This window comes from Thiohalophilus sp. (assembly GCF_046483665.1).
GTDB lineage: Bacteria > Pseudomonadota > Gammaproteobacteria > UBA6429 > Thiohalophilaceae > Thiohalophilus.
Genome location: NZ_JAWOCR010000063.1, coordinates 52346 through 65992, shown reverse-complemented (window position 1 = coordinate 65992; position 13647 = coordinate 52346). Strand labels below are relative to the sequence as shown.

12 protein-coding genes are annotated in these 13647 nt (G+C 56.5%); 6 read left to right on the top strand and 6 right to left on the bottom strand.

The genetic code is table 11. The features are described 5' to 3' along the window. Positions 1-152: 152 nt before the first annotated feature. Entirely contained in the window at positions 153-1190 is a 1038-nt protein-coding gene (locus tag R6U90_RS12635; protein WP_410353044.1) for a phosphate/phosphite/phosphonate ABC transporter substrate-binding protein, read from the bottom strand. 237 nt (positions 1191-1427) lie between these two features. Here R6U90_RS12635 and R6U90_RS12630 point away from each other — a divergent pair, with 237 nt between their 5' ends. Continuing rightward, positions 1428-3377, top strand: coding sequence for a putative bifunctional diguanylate cyclase/phosphodiesterase (locus R6U90_RS12630; RefSeq protein ID WP_410353043.1), 1950 nt, complete (start codon positions 1428-1430; stop codon positions 3375-3377). A 465-nt stretch (positions 3378-3842) separates the two neighbouring features. On the opposite strand, the gene R6U90_RS12625 is transcribed toward R6U90_RS12630, so the two are convergent. Together R6U90_RS12625 and R6U90_RS12620 are read right to left on the bottom strand one after the other, a co-directional pair. Next, a complete protein-coding gene (locus tag R6U90_RS12625) occupies positions 3843-4520 on the bottom strand; it encodes a lysophospholipid acyltransferase family protein (protein ID WP_410353042.1) in 678 nt (225 codons plus the stop codon). 209 nt (positions 4521-4729) lie between these two features. Further along, the gene (locus R6U90_RS12620) at positions 4730-5347 is read right to left on the bottom strand and encodes a 4'-phosphopantetheinyl transferase family protein (RefSeq protein WP_410353041.1); all 618 of its coding nucleotides are present in this window, start codon (positions 5345-5347) and stop codon (positions 4730-4732) included. Positions 5348-5418: 71 nt separating this feature from the next. Here R6U90_RS12620 and R6U90_RS12615 point away from each other — a divergent pair, with 71 nt between their 5' ends. Continuing rightward, entirely contained in the window at positions 5419-6732 is a 1314-nt protein-coding gene (locus R6U90_RS12615) for a cytochrome P450 (protein ID WP_410353040.1), read from the top strand. Between the two features lie 10 nt (positions 6733-6742). Further along, positions 6743-8704: a non-ribosomal peptide synthetase gene (locus tag R6U90_RS12610; protein ID WP_410353039.1), complete on the top strand. Its 1962-nt coding sequence runs from the start codon at positions 6743-6745 to the stop codon at positions 8702-8704. Between the two features lie 16 nt (positions 8705-8720). On the opposite strand, the gene R6U90_RS12605 is transcribed toward R6U90_RS12610, so the two are convergent. Together R6U90_RS12605 and R6U90_RS12600 are read right to left on the bottom strand one after the other, a co-directional pair. Beyond that, positions 8721-9467: a flavodoxin family protein gene (locus R6U90_RS12605; protein WP_410353038.1), complete on the bottom strand. Its 747-nt coding sequence runs from the start codon at positions 9465-9467 to the stop codon at positions 8721-8723. Between the two features lie 558 nt (positions 9468-10025). Further along, positions 10026-10934 (bottom strand): LysR family transcriptional regulator, encoded by a 909-nt coding sequence (locus R6U90_RS12600; protein WP_410353037.1) that lies wholly within the window; start codon positions 10932-10934, stop codon positions 10026-10028. A 146-nt stretch (positions 10935-11080) separates the two neighbouring features. Between R6U90_RS12600 and R6U90_RS12595 the strand changes: the two genes are divergently transcribed. From R6U90_RS12595 to R6U90_RS12585, 3 genes are all read left to right on the top strand, one after another. Further along, the gene (locus R6U90_RS12595; RefSeq protein WP_410353036.1) at positions 11081-11341 is read left to right on the top strand and encodes a DoxX family protein; all 261 of its coding nucleotides are present in this window, start codon (positions 11081-11083) and stop codon (positions 11339-11341) included. Positions 11342-11540: 199 nt separating this feature from the next. Then, positions 11541-12521 carry a glutathione S-transferase family protein gene (locus R6U90_RS12590; RefSeq protein ID WP_410353035.1) on the top strand — a complete coding sequence of 327 codons (981 nt, stop codon included), beginning with the start codon at positions 11541-11543 and terminating at the stop codon, positions 12519-12521. Then, positions 12518-13258 carry a pirin family protein gene (locus R6U90_RS12585; RefSeq protein WP_410353034.1) on the top strand — a complete coding sequence of 247 codons (741 nt, stop codon included), beginning with the start codon at positions 12518-12520 and terminating at the stop codon, positions 13256-13258. Before R6U90_RS12590 ends, R6U90_RS12585 begins: the two co-directional genes overlap by 4 nt. 14 nt (positions 13259-13272) lie before the next feature. On the opposite strand, the gene R6U90_RS12580 is transcribed toward R6U90_RS12585, so the two are convergent. Continuing rightward, positions 13273-13632 (bottom strand): hypothetical protein, encoded by a 360-nt coding sequence (locus R6U90_RS12580; RefSeq protein WP_410353033.1) that lies wholly within the window; start codon positions 13630-13632, stop codon positions 13273-13275. Positions 13633-13647: the final 15 nt, after the last annotated feature.

Below are 13647 nucleotides of genomic sequence, written 5' to 3'. Positions count from 1 at the left end.
TCTGCGCCTTGATGCAGTTCGCCGGAATATTTTTTGGTGTCGTCATTTGCCATGAGGGAAGTGTGTTGTTTGAAACCGACCTTATTGTAACAGGTTGGGATGGCGCGGCAAAAAAGCCCGATCAGATATCGGGTTAAAGGGTAGAAAGGCGTTTAAGACCGGGCGAGTTTTCGCGGATGGGCGAACAGGCGGATCAGCAACCAGGCCAGCAGGGTGAATACCAGCGTGATCAACAGCGTTTGACGGTGTTGCTCGAGCCACAGGTTGGCCACGCTCAGCTGGCGTTCAACCACATGGCGACTCAGGCTTTTGCTCAGTAACGGACGCACGGCATGGTAATTGTCGGCAGGTTGCCAGCCGGCATAGTGTCCGGCCTCCAGTGCCACGTGTCCTTCGGGCAGAGCCAGCAGGCTTTGTTCTACGGCCTGGCGCAGTTCGGCCGGGGTGTCGGGCAGGACACCCAGCGGCCATTGCGGATAGAGTCGGCCGCTGAAACGAAACGGAAAGCCGGGCGTTTCACTGGCCTCGAGGATCTGGACTGCTTGCGGGGAAATACGCCCCTGGCGCAGGAAACGATCGAAATCCCGCGCTGCCATGGCACCCGCCGGATAATCGCCACTCATAACACCGTCCAGTACCGCTTCGCTGTCCCCGGCGAATGTCACCTCGGACAGGGCGTGGTCGGGATCCTGCCCCAGGCGTTCCAGTTCCAGCTGCACCAGTTGCCAGCTGCTGTAATCCTGCGCGCGGGTGGTGACAAAGGGGGTCCGGGCAAAATCGGCAAGCCCCTGGATGCGGTTGTCGGCGCGGGTGAAAATGACCACGGCGGCACTGGTATGTTGCAGTGCGCCGTCGCGGTGACGACGGGTCAAAAGCCGGATCAGGCCCGCCTGTTGCTCGAGCTGAACGAAGGAGGCCGGGTGGGTAAGGACAAAATCGAATTTGCCCCGGCGCGTATCGTCTTCCAGCTCGCCCAGATCCTGGTAGGGCAGCATTTGGAAACGGTGCGCCGGTATTTGCTGGCCTAGGTAGTCGGCGCTCGGCTGCCAGCGTTGCATGCCGGTGGCGAAACCCTCGGGGCTGAATACCCCGATTTTGACCAGCGCGGCCTGGGCCGGTTGCAGGCATAACAGCCCGGCTACCAGGAGCAGGGCAGTCGTATGGGCAAATCTGGGCAGAGTGTGTGACATGGGATCGATTATAGGTTGTCGCCGTCTTGCTCTGTCGTTTGGCAGTCCAATCTGTGACCGGCTTCTCCCCGATTTTTCTCTTTAAAATCAATCATCTGAATAAGTCCTCCTGAAACCAGGGGTGAAACTGTGATCGGCCTCTCAAGTTTACGGCGGGAAGTGTCGATAAATCCGCCTGCGCCACCTGTTTAGCACAATAAAACTCAAAGGAACCGCGTCCGCGGCAATACAGGCTGTATGACCCAATATTCTATTTCCCGGCAGCAGGGCTATGTGCTTCACGCCGGATTTTTACTGGTACTGCTACTGGTGCTCGGGCTGGGTATCGCGGTGCAGCAGGTGTTGCTTGCCCAGCAGGAGACACTCCTGCTCAAGCAGCAGACGGCCCGGGCCGAACACCTGGCCCAACTGTTGCCACAGCAACCGGGCTGGCAGGCGTTACTCGCGGGCCAGGCCTCAAAGACCGAACGCGAAGGCCTGCAGCGCCTTATCGAGGCATTCGGGCCGACGTATTATCAGCTTTCCGGGACCAATGGCTTGCCGCTGTTGTCAGCGGCTTCGGATCAGGAGCCCACAGACCTCTTTCCCTCCCCGACATCCCGGAAGACGGTCCTGGTCGAGGCAGAAGATAACTCCCGGGTGCTGACCCGTGTCCCCGTGGGCGAACCGGCGCAGGCCTCGCTGGAAGTGGTGACTCCCGCCGACTCACTGGAAGCACTGGCGACGGGAACGCGGCGCACCGTGGTGGTGTCGATGCTGCTGTTGCTGGGCGTCGGGTTGCTGGCACTGATGCTACTCGACCGCTGGTTGCTAAACCGTTCCCGACTGCAGGATATCGAACTGGCCCGGCGTGCCTATCATGACGATCTGACCGGGCTGCCCAACCGGGTGCTGTTCTGGGATCGGCTGGAACGGGCCTGTGCCCATGCCCGGCGGGAAGAGAAGCTGGTGGCGCTGGTGCGGATCAATATCGATCGCTTTCAGCGGATTAATCATGCCCTGGGACACGCGGTAGCCGATCGCGTGCTGATGGAAATGGCCCAGCGCCTGCGCAATATCCTGCGGGCCAGTGACAGCGTCATACGTATGTGTGCCGATGACTTCGCCATAATTATGGGTGATGTAGAGCGCAAGGATGAAATCGAAAAGGCCGTATTGCGCCTGGTCGAGGTGGCCGACGAGCCTTACCTGTTTGACGAGCACGAGATCGATATCACCACCCGGGTCGGTATAGCGGTTTATCCCGTCGATCATCAGGAAGATGAAAAACTGTTGATGTCGGCCGATGCGGCGATGCAGCGGGCCCAGAAAACCGGAGGCCGGCATATCGCTTTTTATACACCGGAGATGGGCGAGGGCAGTGCAGGGCGACTCCGGGCCGAACACGGTCTGCGCGCGGCATTGGAACAGCATCAGTTCGAACTGCATTATCAGCCCAAAGTCGATTCGACCAGCGGGACAATCAAAGGCTTTGAAGCGCTGATTCGCTGGCAGCATCCCCAGCGCGGACTGGTGCCGCCGCTGGAGTTTGTGCCCGTACTCGAAGAAAGCGGGCTAATTATTCCGGTGGGAGAGTGGGTCATTCGCGAAGCCTGCGCGGCCAGTAATCGCTGGCAGGCGCAGGGACTGCCGTTGTTACCGATTTCCGTGAATGTGGCGGCACCTCAATTTGAGCAAAACAATTTCACCCGACGGGTACAGCAAATTCTCGAAGAAAGTCAGGTCGAACCCGATAATATCGAGATCGAGGTCACTGAAAGTTGTTTGATGTCTGATGTGAAGACCAGTACCCGGGTGCTCGAAGAGCTCAAGACCATGGGTGTGCGTATTGCGGTGGATGACTTTGGCACCGGTTATTCATCGCTGAGTCATCTCAAACGCTTTCCCATCGATACGTTGAAAATCGATCGTTCCTTTGTCACCAATGTGAACGATCGGGCCAGCAGTGACAACGCCAGTATTGTGACGGCCATCATGGCCCTGTCGCACAGTTTACGTCTGAATGTGGTGGCCGAAGGGGTGGAAACCGCCCGTGAGCTGGCCTATCTGCACGCACTCGGTTGCCATACCATTCAGGGTTTCTTGTTCAGCCGGCCGGTGACCGAAAAAGAGGTCATGGATCTGCTGCGCGACACGATCAGCATGCAGGAAATTCTCGCCGGCGTGCGCGAAGAACTGAAAGCCTGATTCGGCGGATGTTTATGTCTACGCTGCAGGGGGGCGTTTCCGCTGTATTGCATTCTCTGAATATACAGAGTCCAAGCAGAAGGAAAAAGCTTGTCTCTCGCAGAGACGCCACGGCGCAAAGAAATCAGATGTCGCGCATTCTCGGCGTGCTCTGCGTCTCTGCGAGAGAATTATAGCCGGGGTTCAGGTGGAACCGCTTCGCTTGTTCCACCCTACGTAGAGTGATCGGATAAGGGGACTTTTATTGCATCGGTGTGTTCGGTGTTTCGGTGATGTTCCTTGTTCTGGTTCGGTGTGCAGTAAGGTGAAGGAAAAGCTTATCTCTCGAAGAGCTGCCACGGCGCAAAGAAATCGGATATGGTTAAAACTCAGCGCGCTCCGCGTCTTGGCGAGAGTGTTATAGTCGGGAGGAGTGTGTTCCACGCCGCCACTCCCTGATATCGCCTGTCTGGGGGCTTTCAGCAATTATCCCTGCAGCGCCTGTTCGGCTGTTTTGGTCAGGCCCTGCAGTGTCTGCTCCAGTTCCTGTTGCACCGGTTCCAGTTCGGTCATCCCGAGCTGGCGATCGATATGCCGTGGTTCGCCAACGGCGATGACAATGCGGGAAAACGGCTTGGGAATAATAAACCGATCCCAGGAAGACAGTTGCCAGTAACGATCGGCGGCCCAGGACAGTGGAAGAATGGGCGCGCCACTCATTTGTGCCAGCATGATGGCACCGGGTTTGAATTTGTGAATCGGCCCGGTCGGTCCATCGGAAGTATTGACCGGCGAGATCCCCTCTTTGGTGATCAGTTCATACAGCTCTTTCAGGGCCCGGGCGCCGGTGCGGTGACTGGATCCACGAATGGCCCGCAGTCCCCAGGATTCAGCGATCTTCGCCGGGACTTCTCCGTCCCGCGAGGGGCTGATCAAAAAACCCACCTTGAGTCCGCGCCGACGCAGCTGCAACATGTACCAGATACCAAAAATATGATGCTGATGCCAGTAACAGGGAATCATCGGTTTGCCATCGGCCAGTATCCGTTCGGCATGCTCCTCGCCGATGACAGCTTTCACCCGGCAGGTGAGCCACAGGACATTCATCAACCCCTTGAGCAGGGGTTTGGCAAACAGCGACAGCAGATGTCTGCGTAGTTTCATGCTTCCTCACTATATACAGGCAACGTGTATGGTTTGTGTTGAGAATGGCTCTCGCCGTGCCGCACAGGCGTAAAGTCATTCATGCCCGGAGTCAAGGGCAGAGCATATTGATAATGTAAGCTCCTCTGAAACCGAACGAGTTATTCATTCTTTTTCTGCGTCCTGGCAGCTTCGCGAGAGGTGATTTTATCCGGCGACTGCCTTGGCATCTATTCTAATGGATCAATCCGGGTGATGTTGAGCTGACAGTTCGGGCGATCCGTGGCAATGTGGCCGGCATAGCCCTCGGCCAGATGCAGAGGGGTCAGGTACCAGGTCTTGCCGGCGAAAACGGCCTTGCCATTGTACAGTTCAACCTCACGCAGTCGCACGATGCCTTCCTGGCCATGGGCCTTGACGACCGCTTCTTTTCGGGTCCAGAAATCAAAAAATCGGTTCGAATCTGTCTCACACTCACTGGCCTGCCCGGTCGTCAGGTATTTGTGTATGACGTCGCTTTTGAGGGGCCGAAACTGTTCCACATCGACGCCGATCCGTCCACCGGCCAGGGCCGCGGCGCAGACCAGCTGCCCTGAATGGCTGATATTGAAATCGGCGGGGAAGGAGGAGCCGGATTTATGGGGACTGGCGAAGTCGACCGCCTCCAGGTTGAAATCGGTAAAACCCAGCTCGTGCATGGCCTGTTCGACCAGACGCCAGCCTGCAGCGGACTGGACCCGGTTGGCATGCTGGCGATGTTTGCCAATCTGTTCACGTTTACGGGCAGGAAGTTGTGTCAGCCACTGCCCCAGCATCGCCGGGCTGATTTTCTCCGGATCGATATTCATATATAGTAGGCGGACTTCAGACTGGCTCATAATCTACTCGTAATACGATTTTCCTAAATTCAGGCAAGCGAATGACGGCGACAGCACAGGGTTCGAAAAAATTACCACCCGGCCCGGTACAGCCCTGCGATCTCAATACCACACCGGAATCCTTTGACATTATCGCCGGGCTGATTGCCGAGTATGGCGATATCTGCCGGTTGACTTCCGAAAGTCGCAAGAGCGACGCCTATCTGGTCAACCATCCCGATTATCTCAAGCAAATTCTGGTGAAGAATCACCAGAATTATACCAAAGGCGTGGGGTTTGATCGGGTCAAGATGTTGCTGGGCAACGGAATTATTGTCAGTGACGGTCCGTTCTGGCGACGCCAGCGGCGCATGATCCAGCCAGCTTTCAGTCGCAAGGTAATCGCCGAGCTTTCCGAGCAGATTAAACGCTGTAACCTGGAACTGCTCGACAGCTGGGAGGCGAAGGCCGATGGGAACGAGCCGATCAATATCACCAGTGAGGCCAGTGAACTGTCCCTGCAGATCGTGTTGCGTTCCCTGTTCAGCGAGGATCTGGACCGGATTATAGCCGAACAGGGCAGTAATCCGTTTTCGATTCTCACCGATGACATGGCCCGGGATATTCAACTGGTTATTAAATTTCGTGCCCTGAGTAAAATTATTCTGGAAGTGATCGAGCGGCGTCGACGCGAGCAACCCGGGCGGATCGACTTTCTGGCCATGTTCATGGATTCCCGGGACAGGGAAACCGAGGCCGCGATGACCGATCGGGAACTGCTGGATGAGATCATGACCATGATCATCGCCGGCCACGAGACCAGCGCCATCACCCTGAACTGGGTCTGGTATTTTCTGGCTAAATATCCGGACGTCGAGCGCAAACTGCACGCTGAGGTCGATAACGCCGATTACGAACAGATTCCCGATTTTGATGATCTGGACCAGTTACCCTACGTCAAACAGGTTGTTGAAGAGGCGCTGCGCTATTATCCGCCGGTATGGCTTTACACTCGTCGCGCCATCGAGGCCGATCAGCTCGGCGACTATTTTGTGCCGGCAGGCACGGATATTTTTATCACGCCCTACTTCCTGCATCGGCATCCTCGCTACTGGTCGCAGCCGGAAAAATTCGATCCGGAACATTTCGCCGAGGAGAATATTCGTGAGCAGCACAAACAGGCTTATATTCCGTTCTCCGCCGGACCGCGACGTTGCATCGGGGACTTTTTTGCCACGGTCGAGATGCAAATGCATTTCGGGTTGATGGCGCGAAAATTCCGTGTGAAGTTGCTGGATGAGCAGCCACTTGAACTTGAGCCGGCAGTGAACCTGCGTAACAAGCAACCCATTTATTTGCAATTGATACGTCGTTGAAACGAACTCCATGCTGAATTATCAAACGCTTAACGAGGCCTTGCTCGACAACGCCTCCGATCAACGCTCCGTGACCTACATCGAGGGCCGCGATAGCGAACAGGTGATCACCTATCGGCAACTGCAGACCCGGGCCCTGTCTATGCTGGGCCGCCTGCAGGCGATGGGCTTGCAACCCGGTGATGAGCTGGTCATCCTGACCCGCAGCAATCCGGATTTTATCGATGCCTTCTGGGGCGCGATACTGGGCGGGATTGTGCCGGTGCCGGTGGCCGTCGGTATCAGTGACGAACATCGCGCCAAGCTCTACAAGATATTCAACAAACTGGAACGTCCCTGGCTGTTTACCGATGGGGAGAATCTCGAGCGGCTAAAAAAGTTCGCCGGGACGCACGAGATGATCTCCGATTACACATTGCTTGAACAGCGTACCTTGTTACAGGATCAACCCGATGAAAATCATGCAGCTGGCCAACCCCACACCCCGCAAGCGGAGGATGTGGCGTTTATCCAGTTCTCTTCCGGTTCCACCAGCGATCCCAAGGGCGTGGTACTGACCCATCGCAATATTCTTACCAATCTCAACGCTATCGCCGAAGGAGCCGGTTATACCGATAGCGATATCAGTCTGAGCTGGATGCCCCTGACCCATGATATGGGGCTGATCGGTTTTCATCTGAACATGGTGGCCTGCAATATGAGCCAGTGTCTGATTCCCACCGATCTGTTCAGCCGTCGGCCGCTAATCTGGTGGCAAAAGGCCAGCGAGAAAAAGGCCACGGTACTCTGCTCCCCCAACTTCGGCTACAAACATTTTCTCAAGGCGCTGGGCGATAAAAAACTCGAGGAGGTGGACCTGTCCCATGTCCGGGTCCTGTACAACGGCGCCGAGCCGATCTCCGTGACCTTGATCGAACAGTTTCTGGATGCGATGCAGGATTACGGTTTGAAACGGGAAGTGATGTTTACCGTCTACGGCCTGGCCGAGGCGACTCTGGCGGTGGCGTTTCCGCCGCAAGGGCAAATGTACCGCGCCGTGCATCTGGATCGCCACAAGCTGCGGCTCGATGATCAGATCACCTGTGTCGACACAACCCATCCCGATGCAGTCAGCTTTGCCATCGAAGGCCCGCCGGTGCGGGATATGCAGATCAAGATTACCGATGAAAACAACGGAACATTGCCCACGGAACATATCGGGGATGTCCAGATCAAGGGCCCCAGTGTTACCGCCGGTTACTATCGTAACGAGGAGGCCAATCATGTGGCCCTGACCGGCGAGGGCTGGCTGAATACCGGCGATCAGGGTTTTTTGACCGAGAACAACGAACTGGTGATTACCGGGCGGACCAAGGAGATCATCTTCGCCAATGGTCTGAACTACTATCCCCATGATATTGAGCATATCGCCCTGCAATGCGACAAGCTGGAGCTGGGCAAGGTGGTGGCCTTTGGCGTGCGCCAGCCCGAACAACAGGAAGATGAGCTACTGATCTTTATCCTCTATCGCGGTGATCTGGCCGAGTTTTTGCCCCTGGCCCGGGAAGTGACGCATATCATTAACGAACAGACCGGGCTGGATATCGCGCATGTGATTCCGGTCAAACGGATCCCCAAAACCACCAGCGGCAAGGTGCAACGCCGACTGCTGGGCGATGATTATCTCAAAGGCGAATACAACAGCGTGCTGCAGGAATTGAAACAACTCGATAGCACCGCCCATGCCGGTGAGGATAATGATCTGAGCCCGACCGAGCGGGAAGTTAAAGCCATTTGCGACGAGGTACTGACCGATAAGCCTCTGCACCTGCACGATAACTTCTTCGATGTGGGGATCAGCTCGCTGGCCCTGGCCGAGATTCATCAGCGCATCGATGACAAGCATCCGGGATTAATCGACGTAGTGGACCTGTTTGAATATCAGACCATTGCCGAAATCTCGGCGTTCATGGATGAGAAAAACACCGCCTGAAGGCTCTTTTGTCATGTTACCGGTAATCCGGGTTGGGGAAATCGAACCGGCAACCGGCCTCCCATTCTGAACGCTGATTGCCATGGGCGGGGAGACCGCCAGCATCCTTTAGCATCCGCGCCATATGCAACAGGTTCCAGGTCATGAAGGTGGTATTGCGATTGGTGAAGTCGTTGTCCGGGCCACCGGAACCTGCATCGCGATAGGAGGGGCCCGGTCCCGCTTCTCCGACCCAGGCTGCGTCCGATTGCGGCGGAATCAGGTAACCCAGATGCTGCAGGGAGTAAAGAATATTCATGGCGCAGTGTTTGGCGCCGTCTTCATCGCCGGTCACCAGACATCCGCCGACCCGTCCGTAATATAGATACTGCCCCTGCTCATTGAGTTCACCGGACATCGAATAGAGCCGTTCGATGATGCGACTGCAGATCGAAGACTTGTCGCCCAACCAGATCGGCGTCGTGATCACCAGTATGTCGGCAGCAATGATTTCTTTGAACAGTGCCGGCCACGCATCCTGCTCCCAGCCGTGTTCGGTCATGTCCGGATACACACCGACGGCGATGTCATGATCCACCGGACGAATGATTTGTGTACTGACGCCGTTTTCCCGCAGGATACTTTTTGCAATATCGATTAATCCTTCGGTATGTGACAGTTCCGGACTTTTCTTCAGGGTGCAGTTGAGAAATACCGCCCTGAGATCGGAAAAGTCCCAGCGGCTGGTTCGGCACTGTTCGCGTTGTTGCTGGTTAAGAGTCATAACGCATTTCCTGTGGCAATGGATTTGTTATTCAGTATAGACAGGAGAGAGGGTGTTAAAGGTCTGCCCCGGCAAGTATTTGGTCACCTGTTGTTGCCAACATTCAGGGGTGAGTAGCCTGTACCAATACATTCCTATTATGGTTGAACAAAATCAGAGCGCTATCGATAACCATAGCGATACCTGGCTATGTCGCTATATCTGACAGATACAGCGCATCCTCAGGCAATCCATTCATCAATTGCTGAATCGTATCCGCCGTATCCCGATGCCCACAAAATGGTCTATTTACGGGATATTGTATAACCTGCCACCCACAGCCACGGTCTGCCAGAGAATGTGGTTGATGGTGATTTGCCTGCAGGGAGTCGGCAGGGAATCGATGACTGAAAGCAGACCGGCCAGTGGAACCCCGACCGCCATCCGCTGGGCATCGCTGTTTTACTAAGCTCCAGCCGGGAATATTGTGCGGCCGGAATTGCTCAAGCCGGGCAAGACGACACTGCGGGAGGAGAAGCAGGATCACCTCCTCGCCCATACCGAACGGGTCGGCATCTATCAGAAAGCCGACTGGTTGCGGTACCAACTCGTGGCCCGGGCCCGGATCAGATCACTCATTAACTGTGTCGCTGGCCCTGGAAGTTCCTGGCCGAAGGCCAGATACAGATGAGTACGGTAGGTCTGACCGCTGGCCAGCGGCAGAGGCACCAGTTTACCGTTTTCCAGTTCGGCCTGAATCTGATGGCGGGGTAACCAGCCGTAACCCAGTCCGTGGCGTATAGTCGTCACGGCGGTCTCGATGCTGCTGACGGTCCAGCGGTGCTCGGCGCCCAGCCAGCCAAAATCACGCGGGGATTGCGCTCCCGAGTCCTTGACCACCACCTGCATCTCTTTTTCCAGATCCGCCATGTTCAGCAGGCGGTCGAGCCCGTGCAGGGGATGATCGGGGTGGGCGACGGCCACAAATTCGATTTCCAGCAGCGGATCGGCCAGGGAGGCCGACGGCAACTCGGCGCCGATAATCAGATCCGCCTGACCCTGTTCCATCGCGTCCAGCGCGCCGGACAATACCACCTCCTCCAGCAGTACCCGGGTACCGCGATCCTGCAGGGCAAAGGCGTGCAGGGCATCGAGTAACAGGTCCGGGGGGAAGGCCGCGTCCACCACCACCCGGATCGCTGCCTCCCGGCCCTGTTCCAGGTGATGAGCCAGATCCTCCAGGGCCACGGCCTCTTCCAGCAGCTGCCGGGCGCGGCCCAGCAGGGCCTCGCCGGCTCCGGTCAACTGTGCCTTGCGTCCCCGCACCTCCAGCACGGCGACCCCGAGCTGCATCTGTAACTGCTTGATGGCATAGCTGATCGAGGACTGACTGCGATGCAGGGCCGCGGCGGCCCGGGCGTAACTGCCGTGCTCGACGATAGCCTGCAGAACCTGCCATTGATCCAGGCTGATACGGGGGGTGCGCATGGTGTAAATATATCAACTAATCCGATATATATAAGCATATATTTCGACTTTTTTATCGAATATTTAAAGGCTATGTTCCTTTCACGAATTAACACTATTTGAGAGAAAAGCTACATGGGCAAATATCAGACACTGGCGGACGGATTTTGCTGGCCCCTATCTTTTTTCTGGCGGGGATCAGCAAGATCAGCGGCTATGCCGGTTCCCCGGGCTATATGGAATCGATGGGGGTGCCGGGGATGTTGTTGCCCCTGGTCATTCTGCTGGAAATCGGTCGCGCGCTGGCGCGGCTCCTCGGCTGGCAGACCCGCCGGGCTGCCCCTGGACCCGGGCGGCATTCAACATCGTCTCGGCGGTTATTCTCCACAGCAATTTTGCCGAACAGACGCTATCGATCCTGTTCATGAAGAACCTGGCCATGGTCGATGGACTGCTGATGCTGGCGGCGCACGGTGCCGGGGCGTTGAGTCTGGACAGGAAGTAGGGCCCGGCCGACCGTCCGCGCGAATGAACCCAGCCGGATTTACCTGTTCTCGTTCATTGGCGTTGCTTTGCGAACGGAAATGCATACTGAATATTAAACTGCAGTAAAGAGGAAGATACCCCATGAGCCTGATGATAAACGGCCAGTTACACGAGGACTGGCTCGATGCCGAAACCGAAAACGGCGAATTCGTGCGCCAGGACTCGCAGTTTCGTCACTGGGTGACGCCCGACGGGTCACCCGGCCCCAGCGGCGAGGGCGGTTTCAGGGCCGAGCCGGGTCGTTATCACCTGTATATTTCCTATGCCTGCCCCTGGGCGCATCGGACACTGATCTTTCGCAAGCTGAAAAAAATTGAAGATCTCATCAGTGTCTCGGTAGTTCATCCGCATATGGGACCCAAAGGCTGGGACTTTCGCGATTATCCCGGAACCACCGGCGATACGCTGTATGGTTATGAGTACATGCACCAGTTGTATACCCGGGCCGCACCCCATTACAGCGGTATCGTGACCGTGCCCACATTGTGGGACAAACAGCGGGGAACTATCGTCAACAACGAGTCGGCGGAGATTATACGCATGTTTAACAGCGCGTTTGATGAGTGGGCCGACCAGGAGGTGGATCTGTATCCCGAGGCACTGCGTAGTGAAATCGATGAACTCAATGAATGGATCTATGAGCCCGTCAATAACGGCGTCTATCGTACCGGTTTTGCGAGCACCCAGGCGGCTTACGAGAAAAATTTCGACAGCCTGTTCGCTGCACTGGATGAGCTGGAACAGCGTCTGTCGAAAAACCGGTATCTGATCGGTAAGCGGATTACCGAGGCGGACTGGCGGCTGTTTCCAACCCTGCTACGCTTCGATATGGTGTATGTCGGTCATTTTAAATGTAACCGGCAACGCATCGCCGATTATCCGAACCTGTTTAATTATCTGCTCGAGCTGTATCAGATGCCGGGCATTGCCGCTACCACGAATTTTGAGCACATCAAGCAGCACTACTATTACAGTCATGTCGAGCTGAATCCGACTCGCATCGTGCCCAAGGGACCGGCGCAGGATTTACTGCAGAAGCATGATCGGGGGGGAAGGCTATGAGCAGTCAGTCCATATTTGTGACCGATGCCCTGTTGATGCAGGAAGGCGATGGCGCCGAGGTGCAACGGTTATTTCCCATCCCGCGTCGTATGATGCATTACGACCCGTTTGTTTTGTGGGATCACTTCACCATTGAACCCGGCAATGGGTTTCCGACGCATCCACATCGGGGTTTCGAGGCGATTACCTATATGTTCAACGGCAGCATGGAGCACAAGGATAACCTGGGCAATCAGTCCACGGTCATGGCCGGAGGTGCGCAACGCTTCACTGCCGGGCGTGGGATCGAACATTCGGAAATGCCGTCGAGCCAGGGTCAAAGCAGCGGTATTCAGTTATGGATCAATCTGCCGCAACGACTCAAACAGATCGATCCCGGCTATCAACAGGTCGATAGCGAGGTGCTGCCGGTGCGGCAGGTAGACGATGCCCGGGTACGGGTGATTGTCGGCGAACCCTCATCGCTGAAGATCAAAACCGATATGCGTTATTACGATGTCCGGCTGCCCGCCGGGGGACAGTATGTTGAACCGGTTCCGGACGGTTTCAGGGGGCTGTTATATGTGATGGAGGGCGCCGTCGAGGTGAACGGTCAATCACTGCAGGCCGGTCAGGCCCTGTTCTTCGAGTTACTGTCCGAACTGGCAATGAAAGGCCAACAGGAAAGCCGGTTCATGCTGGTGATAGGGCAGCCCCATGAGGAGCCGATTCATCAGTGGGGACCGTTCGTCGATTAGGTAAAGGAGCCGGTTCAGACTTCGGTATCGATACCGTGGTGAATAGTTCGAAAGCCCTGATCACTGCGTCGGCGCCCGGCCCGGCGGCGGCGTTCGTGCTGACTGCGGGTATCGAGCATAACCGGTCGGTTAGCGCGCCGGCGCTCCTGATAACGACGTCGATCCGGCCGGGTGCGGCGCTCGGCCAGCAGGCGACGACGAATGCGCGGATGGGCGATTCGCAAGCGGGGTGCGGGAGCATTATGTGTTTCCCCGGTTTGAAGAGCGCGCGGGCCGGTGATGGCCGAGACTGGCCCTGTGGCCTGCGGTCGCAAATTATCGGCGCGCAGGCTCTGGGTGCCGCGATCATCCGGGATGACTTTGATACTGGTCATGTCGTTGGCGCTGTC

Coding starts and splice junctions, on each gene's coding strand:
- R6U90_RS12610 (WP_410353039.1), top strand. CDS start 6,743: ATGCTGAATTATCAAACGCTTAACGAGGCCTTGCTCGACAACGCCTCC.
- R6U90_RS12585 (WP_410353034.1), top strand. CDS start 12,518: ATGAGCAGTCAGTCCATATTTGTGACCGATGCCCTGTTGATGCAGGAA.
- R6U90_RS12620 (WP_410353041.1), bottom strand. CDS start 5,347: ATGAATATCGATCCGGAGAAAATCAGCCCGGCGATGCTGGGGCAGTGG.
- R6U90_RS12630 (WP_410353043.1), top strand. CDS start 1,428: ATGACCCAATATTCTATTTCCCGGCAGCAGGGCTATGTGCTTCACGCC.
- R6U90_RS12605 (WP_410353038.1), bottom strand. CDS start 9,467: ATGACTCTTAACCAGCAACAACGCGAACAGTGCCGAACCAGCCGCTGG.
- R6U90_RS12600 (WP_410353037.1), bottom strand. CDS start 10,934: ATGCGCACCCCCCGTATCAGCCTGGATCAATGGCAGGTTCTGCAGGCT.
- R6U90_RS12580 (WP_410353033.1), bottom strand. CDS start 13,632: ATGACCAGTATCAAAGTCATCCCGGATGATCGCGGCACCCAGAGCCTG.
- R6U90_RS12615 (WP_410353040.1), top strand. CDS start 5,419: ATGACGGCGACAGCACAGGGTTCGAAAAAATTACCACCCGGCCCGGTA.
- R6U90_RS12625 (WP_410353042.1), bottom strand. CDS start 4,520: ATGAAACTACGCAGACATCTGCTGTCGCTGTTTGCCAAACCCCTGCTC.
- R6U90_RS12590 (WP_410353035.1), top strand. CDS start 11,541: ATGAGCCTGATGATAAACGGCCAGTTACACGAGGACTGGCTCGATGCC.
- R6U90_RS12635 (WP_410353044.1), bottom strand. CDS start 1,190: ATGTCACACACTCTGCCCAGATTTGCCCATACGACTGCCCTGCTCCTG.